This window comes from Zemynaea arenosa, from assembly GCF_004614185.1.
Taxonomy (GTDB): domain Bacteria; phylum Pseudomonadota; class Gammaproteobacteria; order Burkholderiales; family Burkholderiaceae_D; genus Telluria; species Telluria arenosa.
Window position 1 is genome coordinate 58,271 of record NZ_SPVF01000153.1, and the last position, 17,782, is coordinate 76,052.

The 17,782-nt window shown below is 68.2% G+C and carries 14 protein-coding genes; 4 read left to right on the forward strand and 10 right to left on the reverse strand.

The genetic code is table 11. The features are described from left to right. Positions 1-9 precede the first annotated feature (9 nt). Entirely contained in the window at positions 10-441 is a 432-nt protein-coding gene (locus E4L96_RS12450; protein ID WP_135207546.1) for a YeeE/YedE family protein, read from the reverse strand. 148 nt (positions 442-589) lie between these two features. On the opposite strand from E4L96_RS12450, the gene E4L96_RS12455 reads away from it, so the two are divergent. From E4L96_RS12455 to E4L96_RS12470, 4 genes are all read left to right on the forward strand, one after another. Beyond that, entirely contained in the window at positions 590-967 is a 378-nt protein-coding gene (locus tag E4L96_RS12455) for a four-helix bundle copper-binding protein (RefSeq protein WP_220433427.1), read from the forward strand. A 77-nt stretch (positions 968-1,044) separates the two neighbouring features. Beyond that, on the forward strand, positions 1,045-1,491 hold the full coding sequence (locus tag E4L96_RS12460) for a hypothetical protein (protein WP_135207547.1): 447 nt from the start codon (positions 1,045-1,047) through the stop codon (positions 1,489-1,491). Positions 1,492-1,579: 88 nt separating this feature from the next. Further along, positions 1,580-3,010 carry a TolC family protein gene (locus E4L96_RS12465; RefSeq protein WP_229414436.1) on the forward strand — a complete coding sequence of 477 codons (1,431 nt, stop codon included), beginning with the start codon at positions 1,580-1,582 and terminating at the stop codon, positions 3,008-3,010. Then, positions 3,007-4,386 (forward strand): multicopper oxidase family protein, encoded by a 1,380-nt coding sequence (locus E4L96_RS12470; RefSeq protein ID WP_135207548.1) that lies wholly within the window; start codon positions 3,007-3,009, stop codon positions 4,384-4,386. The genes E4L96_RS12465 and E4L96_RS12470 overlap by 4 nt, the downstream gene beginning before the upstream one ends. Positions 4,387-4,430: 44 nt before the next feature. On the opposite strand, the gene fdx is transcribed toward E4L96_RS12470, so the two are convergent. The 9 genes from fdx to E4L96_RS12520 form a co-directional block, all read right to left on the reverse strand. Beyond that, positions 4,431-4,769, reverse strand: a complete 339-nt coding sequence (gene fdx / locus E4L96_RS12475; RefSeq protein WP_135207549.1) for an ISC system 2Fe-2S type ferredoxin — start codon at positions 4,767-4,769, stop codon at positions 4,431-4,433. Then, entirely contained in the window at positions 4,766-7,213 is a 2,448-nt protein-coding gene (locus E4L96_RS12480) for a heavy metal translocating P-type ATPase (RefSeq protein WP_135207550.1), read from the reverse strand. Before E4L96_RS12480 ends, fdx begins: the two co-directional genes overlap by 4 nt. 84 nt (positions 7,214-7,297) lie before the next feature. Continuing rightward, on the reverse strand, positions 7,298-10,132 hold the full coding sequence (locus E4L96_RS24370) for a nitrate reductase (protein ID WP_229414437.1): 2,835 nt from the start codon (positions 10,130-10,132) through the stop codon (positions 7,298-7,300). A gap of 7 nt (positions 10,133-10,139) precedes the next feature. Then, positions 10,140-11,360 (reverse strand): NAD(P)/FAD-dependent oxidoreductase, encoded by a 1,221-nt coding sequence (locus E4L96_RS12495; RefSeq protein WP_135207551.1) that lies wholly within the window; start codon positions 11,358-11,360, stop codon positions 10,140-10,142. Beyond that, on the reverse strand, positions 11,357-11,701 hold the full coding sequence (nirD, locus tag E4L96_RS12500) for a nitrite reductase small subunit NirD (RefSeq protein ID WP_135207552.1): 345 nt from the start codon (positions 11,699-11,701) through the stop codon (positions 11,357-11,359). Before nirD ends, E4L96_RS12495 begins: the two co-directional genes overlap by 4 nt. A 22-nt stretch (positions 11,702-11,723) precedes the next feature. After that, a complete protein-coding gene (gene nirB, locus E4L96_RS12505) occupies positions 11,724-14,246 on the reverse strand; it encodes a nitrite reductase large subunit NirB (protein ID WP_135207553.1) in 2,523 nt (840 codons plus the stop codon). A 2-nt stretch (positions 14,247-14,248) separates the two neighbouring features. Then, positions 14,249-15,547 (reverse strand): MFS transporter, encoded by a 1,299-nt coding sequence (locus E4L96_RS12510; RefSeq protein ID WP_181017611.1) that lies wholly within the window; start codon positions 15,545-15,547, stop codon positions 14,249-14,251. Between the two features lie 257 nt (positions 15,548-15,804). Further along, complete coding sequence (locus tag E4L96_RS12515; protein WP_135207555.1) at positions 15,805-16,953, reverse strand: CmpA/NrtA family ABC transporter substrate-binding protein; 1,149 nt, start codon at positions 16,951-16,953, stop codon at positions 15,805-15,807. Further along, positions 16,950-17,561, reverse strand: a complete 612-nt coding sequence (locus tag E4L96_RS12520; protein WP_135207556.1) for an ANTAR domain-containing response regulator — start codon at positions 17,559-17,561, stop codon at positions 16,950-16,952. Before E4L96_RS12520 ends, E4L96_RS12515 begins: the two co-directional genes overlap by 4 nt. Positions 17,562-17,782: the final 221 nt, after the last annotated feature.

Sequence of the window (17,782 nt, forward strand, 5' to 3'; positions counted from 1 at the left end):
GCCGCTCCTTTAGCCAAGTCCATGGCGCAGCAGATAGACGGTGACGAAGCCCGCGCCGACGAACAGCGCCGTCGCCGTGAACGAACGTGGCGACAGCCGCGAGATGCCGCAGACTCCATGGCCGCTCGTGCAGCCGCTCCCCAGGCGCGTGCCGTAGCCAACCAGCAGACCCGCCACGACCAGGGCCGGGCCCGTGGCGTCAATCGACGGTGCCAGGCGCGCGCCCAGCCCCTCCATCAGCCAGGGCGCGGCAAAGAGGCCAGCCACGAAGGCAGCACGCCAGCCGATGTCCCCGCGCGCCGGCCGCAGCAGTCCGCCGAGGATGCCACTGATGCCCGCCACGCGACCCACCAGCAGGATGCTGAGCGCCGCCGCCAGCCCAATCAGTACGCCTCCGGCGAACGATGGCCAGGGCGTGAAATGCAAGATGTCAATGATCATGTGAGCCTCCGCTGTGGAGTCAGGCGATATCGACATCATGCACCTTCGGCACCGGCTCCGCCATCATCTCCATGCCAGGGGGCACGCTGGCGCCGCCCGCGCATCGTTGGCGCTAGCATTCAAGACCTCTTTTATCAGGAGGTCCACCATGAACATGCAAGACTGTATCGATGCCTGCCAGCGCTGCCACGAAGTGTGCCTGCGCATGGCCATGACTCACTGCCTCGAACTCGGCGGCCGCCACACCGAACCCGAGCACCTGCGCCTCATGCTCAACTGCGCCGAAATCTGCCAGACCTCGGCCAACTTCATGCTCAGCCAGTCCAGCGTGCATGGCGCGGTGTGCGGCGCCTGCGCGGAGGTGTGCACCGCCTGTGCGGACAGCTGCGCATCGGTCGGGGACATGGATGAATGCGTGCAGGCCTGCCGCCACTGCGCTGAGACGTGCAGCGAGATGGCGAGCAGCTACCAGCCGCGCATGGCGCGGCGGGACGCGGGCACCAGCGCGGGCGCGCATTCGCACTGATATACACCTCCCAGAATTGGGTCGCACACTGCGCCGGCGCCCTGCGGCTGAGGCCTCGCTGTGGTAACATCGCCCGTATGAAAACTGTCATCAGGACGCTGTTCGTGTGGCTGCTGTTGTGCGCCATCCCGTTCCAGGGGTACGCCATGGCGCGCATGGCCTGCGGAGCGATGGCAGGTCAACAAGCCCCGGCCGCGCTGGACGCAGTCCCCACGGCATCCCAGCAGCCGCACCAGCATCAGCTACGCATGCAGCACCATGCTGCGGCGGACTCCACGCATGCGGCCCACCCCGCACTCTCCTGCTCCGCGCAGGACTGCAGCGCGGACCACGGCAATTCACCCCAACATGGAAAATGCGGCACCGTCGGCGGCTGCTGCATCGCCTTTGCACTGGTTCCGTCGGCACCGCCGGTCCTCGCCAGCAGCAATGCCGTGACCTCTGCCGTTCCCTTCCTCGACCGCTTCGTGCCAGACACTGTCCTGAGCACGCTGGAGCGGCCACCGCGCTCCGCGCTATCCTGATCCGCTCTCCGAGCCCGCGCTGGCGCCGACCGCGCCGCGGGCATCCGTCTACATGGCCATCTTGAGGCCCTGAATTCGAAGGACTCCCATGAAGTTCACCCCCAGGCATGCGCGCCCGCCCGCGCGCGTCCTCCTCCTGCGCAGCGCCGCCATGGGCGCCGCGCTATTCCTCGCGGCCTGCGCGTCGCCCTCGCCGGACGCCGGTTTCGGTGCCGTCGCCAGCACCATCGCCCAGCGCAATGGCGTCGAGCCCAAGCTGGTGCGCGGCCAGCATGACACCGACGCCGTCCGCCAGCTCGTCACCGAACGCCTGGCCAAGCCGCTGGACGTGGACAGCGCCGTCACCATCGCGGTTGTCAACCACCCCGGCCTGCAAGCCACCTACTGGGAAGCCGGCATCGCCGATGCCGACCTGGCGCAGGCGGGCCGCCTGCAGAATCCCACCTTTGGTTTCAAACGCACCCACAACGGCGAGGTCGAGATCGAGCGTTCGCTCGGCTTCAACCTGGTCGAACTGCTCACCAAGCCGCTTGCTGCGCGCATCGAAAGGCGCCGCTTTGAACAGGTGCGCTTGCAGGTGGCATCCGCCGTCCAGGCCCACATCGCGGCTACCCGGCGCGCGTGGTTTGACGCCGTCGCCGCCCAGCAGTCGCGAGCCTACGCGAAGCAGGTGCAGACCGCCGCCGAGGCCGCGGCCGAACTCACCCAGCGCATGACGAACGTGGGCAACGCGAGCGCGCTGGACCGCGCGCAGCAGCAGGTCTTCAGCGCGGAAGCGGCAGCCAGCACCGTGCGCGCCACCAAGGCTGCCACCGCCGCGCGCGAAAAGCTGGTGCGCCTGCTCGGGCTGACCGGCAGCGAAGCCGCGCTCACCCTGCCGGACCAGCTGCCCGCCCTGCCGGACCAGCCCATCACTTTGGCAGAGGCCGAGCGCATCGCCGTGCGCGACCGCCTGGACATCCAGGCCGCCCGCATCGAGACGGAGGAAACCGCGGCCTCGCTGGGCCTCAGCAGGACGACACGCTTCATCAACGTGCTGGACCTGGCCTACGTGCGCAACACGGCCGGCGACGTGTCCGCGCCAGGCTACGAGATCACGCTGGAGATCCCGCTCTTCGACTGGGGCAGCGCACGCGTGGCCAAGGCCGAGGCGATCTACATGCGCTCCGCCAGCCGTCTCGCGCAAACCGCGGTGGACGCCCGCAGCGAAGCGCGCGAGGCCTACCATGCCTACCGCGGCTCCTACGATGTCGCGCGCCAGTACCGCGACCAGATCATCCCGCTGCGCAAGCAGGTGTCGAAAGAGACCCTGCTGCGCTACAACGGGATGCTGATCGGCGTGTTCGAACTGCTGGCCGACGCCCGCGCCCAGCGCGAGGCCGTCACCGCCTACATCGACGCGCTGCGCGAATTCTGGACCGACGACGCCAACTTGCAGGCGGCCCTCGGCGGCAAGCTCCCGCCGTCCGAGCCTGCAGTGAACACCACCCAAGAGACACATAAGGATCGCCAGCCATGACCAGCCGCCGCTCATTCCTGTCCGGCGCCGGTGCCGCCCTCGTCGGCAGCGCCCTCGTCAACCGCGCCAGCGCAGCCGCCATCCCCGAGGCGCCGGTGCATTCGTCGGCCGCCACCCAGGCACCGCTCGCGCCCACCTCCGGCCGCCCCTACAACCCGGTCGTCACGCTCAATGGCTGGACGCTCCCATGGCGCATGAAGGACGGCGTCAAGGAATTTCACCTCGTCGCCGAACCCGTGGTGCGCGAGATCGCGCCGGGCATGAAGGCCAACTTGTGGGGCTATAACGGCCAGAGCCCCGGCCCCACCATCGAAGTGGTCGAGGGTGACCGGGTGCGCATCTTCGTCACCAACAAACTGCCGGAACACACCAGCGTGCACTGGCATGGCCAGATCCTGCCCAGCGGGATGGACGGCGTCACGGGCCTCTCGCAGCCGCCGATTGCGCCCGGCAAGACCTACGTCTATGAATTCGTGGCCCGCCACGCGGGCACCTTCATGTACCACCCGCACGCGGACGAGATGACGCAAATGGCGATGGGGATGATGGGCTTCTGGGTCACGCACCCGAAGAATCCGCGCCAGCACGCGGTGGACCGCGACTACGTCTTCCTACTGAACGCCTACGACATCGACCCGGGCAGCTACACGCCGCGCACCAGCACCATGCTGGACTTTAACCTGTGGACCATCAACAGCCGCGCCTTCCCCGGCGTGGACCCGATGGTGGCGCGCACCGGGGACCGCGTGCGCATCCGCATGGGTAACCTGACCATGACCAACCATCCTTTCCACATCCACGGGCACCGCTTCGAGGTGACGTGCACGGACGGCGGCTTCATTCAGCCGTCGGCGCGCTGGCCGGAGGTGACGGTCGATATCGGCGTGGGGCAGATGCGCGCCATCGAATTCATCGCCGACAATCCCGGCGACTGGGCCTTCCACTGCCACAAATCGCACCACACCATGAACGCCATGGGCCACGACATGCCGAACCTGATCGGCGTGGACCACCGTGGAGTGGCCGAGAAGATCGGCAACCTGGTACCGGGCTACATGGTCATGGGGGACAAGGGCGGTGCCATGGGCGGCATGAAGATGCGGCTGCCCGAGAACACGCTGCCGATGATGGCCGGTGACGGGCCGTTCGGCCCCATCGAAATGGGTGGCATGTTCACGATGCTGAAGGTGCGCGATGGGCTGGCGCGCGGCGACTACAAGGACCCGGGCTGGTACAAGAACCCGCCGGGGACCGTGGCGCGCGAGTGGACTGGCGAGGTGCCTGAGGCGGCGCGCGCCACCGGCTCAACGCCCGCGGCGCATGATGACGGCGCACTGCAGGTCCGCAAGCCCACGGACCACCAGCACGGCCACTAGTACGAAGAATGCCCTCCGAAGAGGGCATTTTTCATGTTCGGGCATCAGCCCTTTTCACGCACCTGGTTGATGGTGTACTGCGGCAGGGAGACAACGAGGTCCTGGTCTCCCAGCTTCACCTGGCAGGACAGGCGCGAGTGCGGCGTCACGCCCCAGGCGCGGTCCAGCATGTCCTCTTCCTGGTCGGTGGCTTCGTTCAGGCTGTCGAAGCCTTCCTCGATGATGACGTGGCAGGTGGTGCACGCGCCGACCTTGCCGCAGGCGTGTTCGATGTCCACGCCCGCATCCAGCAGCGCGTCGCACAACGAGGGCGCGGACGCCACTTCAAAGTCAGCACCCTCTGGCGCGCTCTCCGGGTGTGGCTTGACGGTGACGTGCGTCATGCGCGCAGCGCGGCCGGGTAGCCTGCGTCCGTGACCACCTCCGCCACCTGCTGCGGCTGGGCACTCGACTCCACCTTCACCACCTTGGTGGCCAAGTCCACGTCCACCTTGGCGTTGGGGTCCAGGCCCTGGATCGCCTTGGTCACGCGACCCACGCAGTGGCCGCAGCTCATGCCTTCCACAGTCAGTTCATACATGTCGTTCACTCCTTTTTCAACGGTGTTGTCGGGTTGGATGTCTTGGGTGTCATGCGGACGCCAGCGCCGCAGCAGCAGAGCGTTGGTGACCACGCTCACGGAGCTGAGCGCCATCGCGGCACCCGCAATCACGGGGCTCAGGTAGCCCAGGGCGGCCAGCGGAATGCCGACCAGGTTATATACAAACGCCCAGCCGAGGTTCTGGCGAATCTTGGCGTAGGTACGGCGCGAGATGGAGACCGCGTCAGCCACCAGCGCCGGGTCGCCGCGCATCAGCGTGATGCCGGCGGCATGCACGGCGACGTCCGTGCCAGTGGCCATGGCGATGCCGATGTTGGCGGCGGCCAGCGCGGGCGCGTCGTTGATGCCGTCGCCCACCATCGCCACCACGCGGCCGCCCTGCCCCAGCTGCTGCACGGCGGCGGCCTTGGTCTCGGGCAGGATGTTGGCGCGCACCACGGTGATATCGACTTGCGCGGCCACCGAATGGGCCGCACCTTCGTTGTCGCCCGTGAGCAGCACGCTGTCGATGCCCATCTCCCGCAGGTGGCGCACCGCGTGCGCCGACGACGCTTTGAGCACATCGCCAAAGGCCAGCAGGCCAAGCGCCTCCGTGCCCTTTTCCGTGGTGCGGGCCAGCCAGGAGACGGTGCGTCCGGCCTGTTCGTGGCGCCGGGCGGCCGCGTCGAGCTCCTTCGTGTCAGCGCCCAGCTGCTCCATCAAGCGGCGGTTGCCGAGGTGGATGTCGGCGCCATCGATCCTGGCGCGCACACCCAGGCCGGGCAAGGCGGCGGCATCGGATGCCGCAGGCAGCTGCAGCCCGGCGGCACGCGCCGCCTCGGCCACCGCAGCCGCCAACGGGTGGCTGCTGTATTGCTGCACGGCCCAGGCGAGTTCCAGCACGCGGCTGGACGCCAGCCCTGCGGTTTCCACTGCCGCCACGGTCGGCTTGCCTTCGGTGAGCGTGCCGGTCTTGTCGAAGGCGACCACCTTGACCGCGTGCGCCGTCTCCAGTGCTTCCGCATCCTTGATCAAGATGCCGTGGCGCGCGGCCACGCCGGTGCCGACCATGATCGCGGTCGGCGTGGCAAGGCCCAGGGAGCAGGGGCAGGCAATCACCATCACCGCCACCGCGTTGAGCAGCGCCCGCTGCCAGTCCCCGGTCGCCATACCCCAGCCGAGAAGTGTCAGCGCCGCCAGGACGATCACCACCGGCACGAACACGGCGCTGATGCGGTCCACCAGGCGCTGGATCGGGGCCTTGGCCGCCTGCGCGTCCTCCACCAGCTGGATGATCCGTGACAGCATGGTCTGCGCGCCAACGGCGGTCGCTTCGAGGATCAGCAGGCCCTCTGCGTTGAGCGCACCGGCAGCCACATTGTCGTCCACTGCCTTGGCAACCGGCAGGCTCTCGCCGGTGAGCAAGGACTGGTCCACATGGCTCGCGCCTTCGGTCACGCGGCCGTCGACCGGTATGCGTTCGCCGGGGCGCACGATCACGGTGTCGCCGAGCCGGACTTCGGACACCGGGATCAGGGCTTCCACGCCGTGGCGCCGCACGGTCGCCTGCGCGGGGCGCAGCGATTCGAGCGCGCTGATAGCGTCGATGGCCTGGCGCTTGGCGCGCGCTTCCAGCCATTTGCCCAGCAGGACCAGTGTAATGATCGCGGCCGAGGATTCGAAGTACAGGTCCGATTCCGGCTGCGCATACATCAGGTACAGCGACAGTCCAAACGCCGCGCTGGTGCCGAGGGCCACCAGCAGGTCCATGTTGCCGGTGCCGGCACGCAGCGCCTTCCAGCCCGCGCGGTAGAAGCGCGCACCGAGCCAGAACTGGACGGGCGCGGCCAGCGCGAGGCGCAACCAGCCGGGCATCATCGGCATGTGTACGCCGATCCAATCGAGGCCCATGGGCAGCATCAGCGGAATGCTCAACGCGGCCGCCACGGCGACGGGCCACCATTCCGGTGCGCGCTTCGGGGGCGCGGTTGGCTTGGGCTCCTCGGGCGGCCGCGCGACAACCGCCTCATAGCCGGCTTTGTCCACGGCCGCGATCAGCGCCGCCGCGTTGATGCCCTCATCGGCCACCACCTGGGCCTTTTCGGTCGCCAGGTTGACCGTGGCCGAGTGCACGCCGGGCACCTTGAGCAGCGCTTTTTCGACGTGCATCACGCATGAGGCGCACGTCATGCCGTGCACTTCCAGGGTGGTCGGCCCGGTCCGCACCGGGCTTTCGATCGTGTCCATCGCGACTGCTCCTGCGGGTTTGGCGTATCAATGGTGACACGATAAACCTTCCCACAGTAGCAAGGTCAAGCCTTCCGTGCGCGGTCAGGCGGTTGAGCGCTGTCCCGTGCTGTCGAGCAGCTTGCGAATCTCGGGAATGCAGGAGCCGCAGTTGCCACCTGCTTTCAGGCAGGCTGTCACCTCCTGCACGCTGCAGAGTCGCCGCTTGATGATGGCCTGCTTGATCGTACCCGCGCCGACGCCGAAACAAGAGCAGACCACCGGACCATCGTCGCGCTGGCCCAGCGGCTGGCCGGCCAGTAGAGCGGCGCGCGTGCGGGCGTCGATGGTTTTGCCGAATTGGGCGGCCAGCCAGGTGCGGGGCGGCAGGTCGGGGCGGGATGAAATGAAGACGACGGCCTGCAGCTGGTCGCCGCTCAGCAGCACTGCGCGGTAGATGCCCTCGCTGGCGTCTTCATATTCGAGCCAGTCGGCCCGAGGGTCGTGCTCGTCCACCAGCTGACGTGCCCAGTCCGCGCGGTCGCGGATCCGGCCACGGCCTGCGGCTTCGTAGCGCACGCACTCGGTTTCCTGCACGCGAGTCCAGTAAGTGAGCGCGTCCAGGTCGGCACCGCGGCGGGTCAGGATGAAGGCATGCCAGTCGACCGGGAACGGCTCGACAGTCACCGGCGTGTGCTTGAATTCGGGCTCGCCGGAAATCGGGTCGACCACTGGGTTCACGAGGGCGCCGACACGTGCATCCGATGCCGTCTGGCCGTTCCAGTGAATCGGCACGAAGACGCCGCCGCGCGCGATGCCGCCGGAGTGCCGCACCCGCGCCACCAGAGCGCCCCAGGCGCTGCGCACCCGCGCCAGCTCGCCCTCGCGCACACCGGCGAGCAAGGCGTCCTGCGGGTGCAGGTCCACGAAGCACTCCGGCGTGTGCCCTGCCAGCTTCGCCGCCCGGCCCGTCCGCGTCATCGTATGCCACTGATCCCGCACGCGCCCCGTGTTCAGGGCCAGCGGATACTCCGCATCGGTCGCATGCTGCGGCATCCGTGGCCGCGTCGCCACGAAGCGCGCCCGCCCGTCCGCGTGCTGAAAGCGTCCATCCCCGAACAGCCGCTCGCTGTCCAACCGATTGTCCCTGCACCCGCCGCACAGCACCGCACTGGATCGCTCGCGGCCGCCCGCTGCCCCACCGGACTCCGCCCCCGCGTCGCCTGTGGTGCGCTGCCCGCTCATGCCATCCACGGACAGCTGCCCGGCTGCGCCGTCGCCCGTGCGGGCCTGCCCGCCCGTCCTGACAGGCCAGCGCACCGGCTCCAGCGCATCGTACTGCTCGCGGCTCAGGCCTGCCAGGCCGCCCAAATTGAACAATCGCTCGCCATCGTTGCGATACGCAGAGAGCCTTGCGTGCTCGTCGAAAATGGCATGTGGTCCTGCGTAATCGAAGCCCCGGAATCCCATCCTCTTGGCGACCTCGCAAACCGCCCGCCAATCCCCACGCGCCTGCCCTGGCGCGCTGAGAAACGCCCGCTGCCGCGAGATGACCCGCTCCGAATTGGTCACGGTGCCGTCCTTCTCCCCCCACGCCAGTGCCGGCAGCAGCACATCCGCGTACTCCGTGCAATCGGTTCGCTCGACGACATCCGACACCACCACCAGCTCGCACCTGGCCAGCGCCCGCCGCATCCGGTCTGCGTCCGGCAGGCTGACCACGGGGTTCGTCCCCATGATCCACACCGCCTTCACCCGCCCGACATCGATCGCCTCGAACAGCTCGACCGCCTTCAGCCCACTCCGCCCTGCCATCCGCGGGCTGCCCCAGAACTCTTGCACCACCTCCCGATGGCGCGGAATCTCAATCTCCATATGCGCCGCGAGCGTATTTGCCAGCCCACCAACCTCCCGGCCGCCCATCGCATTGGGCTGGCCCGTCAGAGAAAACGGCCCCATGCCCGGCCGTCCTATCCGCCCGCTCAGCAGATGGCAATTGATGATGGCGTTGACCTTGTCCGTTCCCGCCGACGACTGGTTCACGCCCTGCGAATACGCCGTCACCGCCCGCTCGTTCTCTTCGAACCAGCGGTAAAACGTCAGCACATCCTCCACCGCCAGCCTGCACACAAGCGCCACCTCCTCCGGCGTGCAATCCTGCGCCACCGCCAACGCTTCCTCCGCGCCGATCGTGTGCCGCTCCACCCACGCACTGTCCGTGCAGCCGTGCTCCCGCAGCCAGCGCAGCAAGCCATTGAACAGCCACACGTCAGTCCCCGGCCGCACCGGCAGGTGCAAATCCGCCAGCTCGCACGTCGCCGTCCGCCGCGGATCGATCACCACCACCTTCAGGCCCGGCCGCGCCTCCCGCGCCTTCAGCACGCGCTGGAACAGCACAGGATGGCACCACGCCGCATTCGACCCGGCCAGCACCACCAGGTCCGCCAGCTCGAAGTCCTCATAGCAGCCCGGAACGATGTCTTCCCCAAACGCCCGCTTGTGCCCCGCAACGGATGAGGACATGCAGAGCCGCGAATTGGTATCGATGTTCGCGCTGCCGACATACCCTTTCATGAACTTGTTGGCGACGTAGTAGTCTTCCGTAAGCAGCTGGCCAGAGACATACATCGCCACCGCATCCGCCCCGTGCTCCGCAATGATGCGGCTGAAGCCCTCGGCTACGCGACCGAGCGCCGCGTCCCAGTTTGTCGCACGCAGCGCGCCGTCCTCCCGCAGCAAGGGCTGCAGCAGCCGTCCTTCCATGCCGAGAGTGTCGCCCAGTGCGGAACCCTTCACGCAAAGCCGGCCTTTGTTAGCAGGATGCTGCTCATCTCCGAGCACTTGCAGGCCTGCCGGGCCACTCGTTACCGACACTCCACAGCCCACGCCGCAGTAAGCGCAAGTCGTGCGCACCGCCGCAATCGGAATCTTCAAGTCCATGCCTTCCTCACGCCGCCTCCGCATCCGGCGGACGGCCAAACAGCAGCTGCTGGCGCAGCGCACGCACGTCCGCGCCGCTGCGTATCAGTTCCGCGTACCACGCGCCATCGCCCACGTCCCCGTACAGCACCGCGCCAGTGAGCCGGCCACCGCTCAGCACCAGCCGCTTGTAGATTCCACGCCTCGGGTCGCGCAGCACCAGGTCATCGTTTTCGTCGTCCGCACCGAATTGGCCGACCGAGTACAGGTCGATCCCCGTCACCTTCAGCCGCGCGGGCGCTGGCTGCTGCCGGAAGCGCAGATGCCCCGCCTGCGCCAGATGCGCCGCGCAAACGCGCGCCTGTTCCCACAACGGCGCCACCATGCCAAAGGTCGCAGCGCGGTGCTGCACGCATTCGCCCACCGCGTACACGCGTGGATCGTAGGTTTGCAAGGTGTCGTCCACGAGAATCGCCCGCTCGCAGCGCAGGCCCGCCGCCTTGGCCAGTTCGATGTTGGGCCGCACGCCCGCCGCCATCACCACCAGATCGGCTGGCAGTACCTCGCCATCGGCCAGCCGCACCTGCTGCACGTGGCCGGCACCTTCCAGCGCCGCTGTCTGCGCCTGCAAACGCAGTTGCACACCCTTGCGCTCCAGCTCCGCCTTCAGCAGCGCTGCGGCGTCCGCGTCCAGCTGCTGGTTCATGAGCGCGTCCGCGAGATGCAGCACCGTGACGCGCATGCCGCGCTGGCGCAGGCCGCATGCCGCCTCCAGCCCAAGCAGGCCGCCACCAATCACCACCGCAGCGCCACCTCGCCTGGCCGCGGCCAGCATGGTGTCCACATCCGCCAGGTCCCGGAAGCCGATGACGCCCGCCAGCCCGTGCCCCGGTACCGGCACGATGAACGGCCGCGAGCCAGTGGCCAGGAGCAACCGGTCGTACCGTACTTCGCGGCCCGTCTCCGCCCGGACCACACGCCGCCGGCGGTCGATCGCCGCCACCGGATCGCCCATGTGCAGCGTGATACCGCGCGCGCGATACCACTCCGGCGTGTTGAGCATGATCTCGTCCACCGTCTTCTCACCCGCCAGCAGCGGCGAGAGCATGATCCGGTTGTAGTTTCCGTGGGGCTCGGCACCAAAGACAGTGATGTCGTACAGGTCCGGCGCGAGGGCCAGGAGCTCCTCCACCGTCCGCATCCCGGCCATGCCGTTACCAACGACGACGAGCGAAGGCCGGGCTGTCATGCGCGGACCCACACGAGGCCCTGCTCGATGCGCGCCGGGTAGGCGGGCACCGACTGAGCGGGGGCCTCGATGCACTCGCCGGTTCGCAGGTCGAAGTGCTGCTTGTACAGCGGCGACGCCACCACCACCCGCTCGCCCACGCTTCCCACCAGCCCACGCGCCAGCACGGAGGCACCGGATTTCGGGTCCACATTGCCGATCGCGTAGACCGCATCATTGGCGTTGAGGCGGAATACCGCCACTTGTTCGCCGCCCAGCAGCGCACAGACGCCCGTATCGGGCAGGATGTCGTCCACCGCGCAGACGGCGGTCCAGTTGTCGAGTTGCAGGTCACGATGCATGCTGGTCTCCTTGAATGAATGGTCAGGCCACGCGGGCGATCGGGATGACGGCGCGGTGGCGTTCTTCCTGGCTGGCCGGGCGCGGCTGGCCCCGTTCGGGCACGTAGGCCAAGTTCGGGTCGGGCTGTTCGGCATTGACGAAGTGGCGGAAGCGGCGGCGCACTTGCGGATCGGTGACAGCTTCCTTCCACTCGCAGGCGTAACCATCGACGACCTTCTGCATGTCCGCTTCCAGCTCCGTGGCGATGCCCAGGCGGTCATCCAGCACGACGGACTTCAGGTAGTCCAGCCCACCCTCCAGGTTCTCGCGCCAGGTGCTGGTGCGCTGCAGGCGGTCCGCGGTGCGCACATAGAACATCAGGAAGCGGTCGATCATGCGGACCACCGTTTCTTCGTCGAGGTCCGCCGCCAGCAGCTCGGCATGGCGCGGCTTCATGCCGCCGTTCCCGCAGACGTAGAGGTTCCAGCCTTTTTCGGTCGCGATCAGTCCCACGTCCTTCCCTTGCGCCTCGGCGCATTCACGGGTACAGCCGGAGACGCCGAACTTGATCTTGTGCGGCGCGCGCAGGCCCTTGTAGCGGTTCTCCAGGCGGATGGCGAATCCCACGCTGTCACCGACGCCGAAACGGCACCATGTGGAGCCGACGCAGGACTTCACCGTGCGCAGCGACTTGCCGTAGGCGTGGCCCGACTCGAAGCCCGCCGCGATCAGCTCCTCCCAGATCGCGGGCAATTGCTCGACGCGCGCGCCGAACAGGTCGACCCGCTGCCCTCCGGTGATCTTGGTGTACAGGCCGTACTTTTGGGCCACCTGGCCGACCGCGATCAGGCCCTCGGGCGTGACCTCACCGCCCGGCATGCGCGGCACCACGGAATACGTTCCGTCCTTCTGGATATTCCCGAGGAAGTAGTCGTTGGAGTCCTGCAGGCTGGCGTGCTGCGGCTTGAGCACGAATTCGTTCCACGCTGAGGCGAAGATGCTGGCTGCCACCGGCTTGCAGATATCGCAGCCCATCCCCGTTCCATGCCGCTGCAGCAGCTCGCGAAAGTCCTTGATGCCGCCCGTGCGCACCAGGTGGAACAGCTCCTGCCGCGAATACGCGAAGTGCTCGCACAGGTGGTTGTTGACGGCCATGCCCAGGCGGGCCATCTCGGCCTTCATCACCTGCGCGGCCAGCGGCACACATCCGCCGCAACTTGTCCCGGCGCCGGTGCAGGTCTTCAGCGCGCCCATGTCGGCCGCGCCACCGGCCACCGCCGCGCAGATGGCCCCCTTGCTCACGCCATTGCAGGAGCAGATCTGGGCGCTGGCGGGCAAGGCGTCAACACCCAGCCCCTTGGCCTCTCCGCCGCGCCGGGGCAGGATCAAATCTTCCGGCGCATCAGGCATCGGCAGGCGATTGAGGACGGCTTGCTGCAGCATCGGGTACTCCGCTGCGTCGCCCACCAGCACGGCACCCAGCAGCTGCTTGCCACAGGAGGACAGCACCAGCTTCTTGTAGATACGGCGCCGTTCGTCGCTGAACACGCAGGAGCGGCTGCCTTCCGTCAGGCCATGCGCGTCGCCGACGCTGGCCACGTCCACACCCATCAGCTTGAGCTTCGTGCTCAGGTCCGCGCCTTCGAATGCCGCATCCTCGCCGAGCAGATGGCGCGCTGCGGTGCGGGCCATGTCGTAGCCCGGCGCCACCAGGCCATACACCTGGCCGTTCCAGCTCGCGCATTCGCCGATGGCGTAGATGCAAGGGTCGCTGCTGCGGCACGCGCTGTCGATCGCAATGCCGCCCCGTGGCCCCGGTTCCAGCCCGGCGGCGCGCGCGAGCCCGTCCTGCGGGCGAATCCCGGCCGAGAACACGATCATGTCGGTGTCAAGATGAGTGCCATCAGCAAAGCACATGCGGTGGCGTGCGCCCTCCCCGCCTGTGATGGCATTGGTCTGCCGCCCGGTGTGCACGATGACACCCAGCTCCTCGATCCGCGCCCGCAGGGTACGCGCCCCCGCGTCGTCGATTTGCGCCGCCATCAGCCGCGGCGCGAATTCCACCACGTGCGTCTCCAGTCCCATGTCGCGCAGGGCCTTGGCGCATTCGAGACCCAGCAGGCCACCGCCCACGACGGCGCCGCTGCGCGACGCCCGGCCTGCGGCATGCATGGCTACCAGGTCCTCGATGGTGCGGTAGACGAAGCAGCCGTCCCGGTCGTGCCCCGGCACCGGCGGCACGAATGGGTAGGAGCCGGTGGCCAATACCAGGCGGTCGTAGGCCAGCACGTCACCACAGTCGGTGGTCACGGTCTGCGCGGCGCGGTCGATGCTGGCCGCACGCGTATTCAGCCGGAGCCTGAAGCCCGTACGCGCGAAGAAGTCCGGCGCCACCAGCGACAGCTCGTCCGCCGTGCGGCCGCTGAAGAATTCAGAGAGATGCACCCGGTCATAGGCTGGGTGTGGCTCGGCGCACAGCACCGTCACCTCCAGCCCCGCCACGCCTTCCAGCTGTTCCAGGAAGCGGTGCCCCACCATGCCATGACCCACAACGACGATCTTCATGGTCACGCTCCCGCCGGCGCCGCCGCGCCATCGAGCGAGCCGATACCGACCCGCACCGCGATCGCGCACAGCGCGGCCACCATCACGGCCACGCTCAGGATCGTGAGCGTCTGCTGCACGTCGCCCACGCCCTTGAGCACGAACCCGGCCACCACCGCGCCCACGTTGCCACCCGCGCCAACGATGCCTGCCACGCCACCGAGCGCTTTGCGGTCGATGAACGGCACCAGCGCATAGGTGGCGCCGCAAGCCATGTGGGTGAACAGGCCGAAGGCCAGCATGGACGCCACCGCGAACACCGCGGCCCCGGCGTGCGAGAACAGGTAGAGGCCGAGGCCTTCGCCGACCATCAGCACGAACAGCAGCAGCACGCGGGGCGCGAGGTCCCCGCGGTGCGCGGCCTTGTCCGACAGCCAGCCGCCGAGGGCACGCGCAAACAGTGCGAGCAGGCCGAAGCTGCCCGCCGCCAGCCCTGCTGCTCCCAGCGAGAGCCCGAACTTGTCGACGTAGTACTGGGCCGCGATGTTGTGGATGAAGATCTCGATCCCGAAACAGGCGCCATAGGTCACAAACAGCATCCACACCCGGTAGTTGGCCGCCGCCGCACGGAAGCTCCCCCAGCCGCCCTTGCCGCCGGTCTCCGGCACGCGGCCCGCCGCGCGCAATTCGTCAAAATTCCCTTCCGGGCAGTCCTGTGTGTACTTCCAGTAGAGGACCGCCATCAGCAGCATGGCCGCGCCGGGCACGATCATCGCGATCCGCCAGCCCAGCGACTGGTCCACGCCCAGCATCAGCAGAGCCGCCAGCAGGAGCGGCATGGCCGCCTGCGCCGCGCCGCCGCCGGCATTGCCCCATCCGGCCGCCGCCGCATTCGCCGTGCCGACGACCCGAGGCGCGAACATCACGGAGGTGTGGTACTGGGTGATGACAAAGCTGGCGCCCACAGCCCCGATCCCGAGCCGGAACAGAAGGAAGCTCTCGTAGCTCTGCGCAAACGAGATGCCCAGCACCGGCAGTGCGCCCAGGGCCAGCAGGCCGGTGTAGGTCTTGCGCGGGCCGAAACGGTCGCACAAGGGCCCGACCAGCAACCGCACCACGATCGTGATGGCGACGGCTGCGATGTTGATATTCGCGATCTGCGCCGCCGTGAGGTGGAACTCGCCCTTCAGCACCGGCATCAGCGGCGCGCAGGCGAACCACGCAAAGAAGCAGACGAAGAATGCCGCCCAGGTCAGGTGAAATGCGCGCATCTGCGGGGTGTGCAGCGATGCTATGTCGATGCGGTCGGCTTTGGCCATGATCCAGTTCCTATCCCATTGGTCAAACAAAAAAGCGCCCGCCCTGCCGGTGCGCATGCAGCACACCAGCCAGGCGGACGCCGTTGTCCGGAGCGCCGGTCCGCCATTGGACCGGCTGTTTGTTCAAGGGGGATCGCCGTTGATCCCACGCTCACCTTCTTGCAAGAGCCGTGCCACGCGATGAACCGGGTGAATCAGGCGCCGTGCGAGCCCCCTTTTGCGCCATCGCGGTGCGCGAGCGCCCGCTCATGATGCAGACTTCAGCGCCGGATCGTGCACGATGCGAGATAGCCGTGCGGGTCGCTGCCGTCCCACACCACATCGTCGATCAGGCGCGAGGAGCGATGCAGGGCCGAGAAGGTGGGCACCTCGGCCAGCTCCGCCGCCTCGCGGTACAGCCGCATGCGGTTGAGCGCAGCGGCGACGGCCTCGTAGTCCGGCTCCTTCTTCAACAGGCCCCAGCGCACCTGCTGGGTCATGAACCAGGTGGCGTCCGACAGCCACGGATGGTTCACGGCGCCGCCGTCGTGGAAGCGCACAGGGTTCGCGTCGTCCCAGCTGTTCCCCAGACCGTCCTCATAACGGCCCAGCAGGCGCGGTGCGATGTCTTCCCGCGCGGCGCCTACGTACGCGGGGGAGGACAACACCTCGGCGGCGGCGGACCGGTTGGCGCCCGAGGCATCCATCCAGCGCGCCGCCTGCAGCACCGCTGCGACCAGGGCGCGGCAGGTATTGGGGCAGGCGTCGGCAAAGGCGGACGAGGTGCCCAGCACCTTGCCCGGGTGGTCCGGCCAGATCTCCTGGCTGGTCGCGACAGTGAATCCCGAGCCATCGCGCACGGCCCGCGCGCCCCATGGTTCGCCCGCGCAGTAGCCGTCCATATGTCCGGCCGCGAGGTTGGCGGCCATCTGCGGGGGCGGCACGGTGACGCTGTACGCATGCCGGAACGGGTCGATGCCCGCCGCGGCCAGCCAGTAATAGAGCCACAGCGCATGGTTCCCGGTCGGGAAGGTGTGGCCGAAGCTGTAGCCACGCGGCTCGGCGCGGATCAGCTGCGCCAGCGACGATCCATCCACCGCGCCCCGTTCCGCGAGGCGGCGCGACAGTGTGATGGCCTGCCCGTTGCGGCTGAGGCCCATGAGGATGGCCAGCGGATGCGGCGCGGCACCGATGCCCAGCTGGACCCCCACCATCAGTCCATACAAGACATGCGCCGCATCCAGCTGGCCCCGCACCAGACGATCCCGCACCGAGGACCACGAAGCCTCCTTCGACAGCACGATGCGGATGCCCTGCTGCTCGTCGAACCCGAGCACGGACGCCATCACCACGGGCGCACAATCGGTGAGCGGCATGAAGCCGACCCTGACTTCCGTGCGCTCGGGCGCCGTACCATGGACGCGTGTCATCCCAGCAGATCCTCGATGTCCAGCAGCCGGCGCGCGAGCTCCGCCAGCTTGATGTTCTTGTTCATGGCCATGCTGCGCAGGCGCGCATAGGCCTCGTCTTCCGTGATGCGGTAGCGCGCCATCAGCACGCCCTTGGCCCGTTCGATGACCTTGCGCTCGGCCAGCCGGGCGCGCGTGCCGGTCAGCTCTTCCAGCAAGCGCACCTGCTGGCGAAAGCGCGCCAGCGCCACATTGATCACGGGCCGCACCCGCTCCGCGCGCAGGCCGTCCACCACATAGGCGGTGATGCCAGCCTCCATGGCCGCGTCCAGCGTAGCAGGGGTTTCGTCGTCGGTGAACATCACCACGGGGCGCGGGGCGTCACGGGTGGCGATCACGATGTGTTCGAGCACATCGCGCGCGTCCGATTCGGCATCGGCCACGATGAGGTCCGGCTGCAGCCGCGCCACCTGCGCGGGCAGGAACATGTCGGCCGCGAGCACCGCCACGATCTCGTAGTCCGGTAGCGCCAGTGCGGCACGCAAAGCCTGCACGCGCGCGCCCTCATCCCCGTCCGGCTGGACCAGGATGATGCGCAGGGGCCGGGCGGGCGGAGTGCAGTCGCTCATGTGCTGAGACGTCTGCAAGAAGCAGGCCATCCCGGCGGATGGCACCGCTGCGCGAGACGACGCACTACAATGGGGCTTTTTACGGACAGGAGGCATCATGAGCGAACATTCCGCATCCAGGCGTGGTGCATTGGCGCAGACGCTGGCCCTCGCGGCGGGGGCGGTGGCGGCCAGCGGCGCAGCGGCCGCACCGGCACCGGCAGCGGGCGCACCAGCCTACC

Coding starts and splice junctions, on each gene's coding strand:
- E4L96_RS12470 (WP_135207548.1), top strand. CDS start 3,007: ATGACCAGCCGCCGCTCATTCCTGTCCGGCGCCGGTGCCGCCCTCGTC.
- E4L96_RS12465 (WP_229414436.1), top strand. CDS start 1,580: ATGAAGTTCACCCCCAGGCATGCGCGCCCGCCCGCGCGCGTCCTCCTC.
- E4L96_RS12450 (WP_135207546.1), bottom strand. CDS start 441: ATGATCATTGACATCTTGCATTTCACGCCCTGGCCATCGTTCGCCGGA.
- nirD (WP_135207552.1), bottom strand. CDS start 11,701: ATGCATCGTGACCTGCAACTCGACAACTGGACCGCCGTCTGCGCGGTG.
- E4L96_RS12495 (WP_135207551.1), bottom strand. CDS start 11,360: ATGACAGCCCGGCCTTCGCTCGTCGTCGTTGGTAACGGCATGGCCGGG.
- E4L96_RS12515 (WP_135207555.1), bottom strand. CDS start 16,953: ATGACACGCGTCCATGGTACGGCGCCCGAGCGCACGGAAGTCAGGGTC.
- fdx (WP_135207549.1), bottom strand. CDS start 4,769: ATGACGCACGTCACCGTCAAGCCACACCCGGAGAGCGCGCCAGAGGGT.
- nirB (WP_135207553.1), bottom strand. CDS start 14,246: ATGAAGATCGTCGTTGTGGGTCATGGCATGGTGGGGCACCGCTTCCTG.
- E4L96_RS24370 (WP_229414437.1), bottom strand. CDS start 10,132: ATGGACTTGAAGATTCCGATTGCGGCGGTGCGCACGACTTGCGCTTAC.
- E4L96_RS12520 (WP_135207556.1), bottom strand. CDS start 17,561: ATGAGCGACTGCACTCCGCCCGCCCGGCCCCTGCGCATCATCCTGGTC.
- E4L96_RS12480 (WP_135207550.1), bottom strand. CDS start 7,213: ATGGACACGATCGAAAGCCCGGTGCGGACCGGGCCGACCACCCTGGAA.
- E4L96_RS12455 (WP_220433427.1), top strand. CDS start 590: ATGAACATGCAAGACTGTATCGATGCCTGCCAGCGCTGCCACGAAGTG.
- E4L96_RS12460 (WP_135207547.1), top strand. CDS start 1,045: ATGAAAACTGTCATCAGGACGCTGTTCGTGTGGCTGCTGTTGTGCGCC.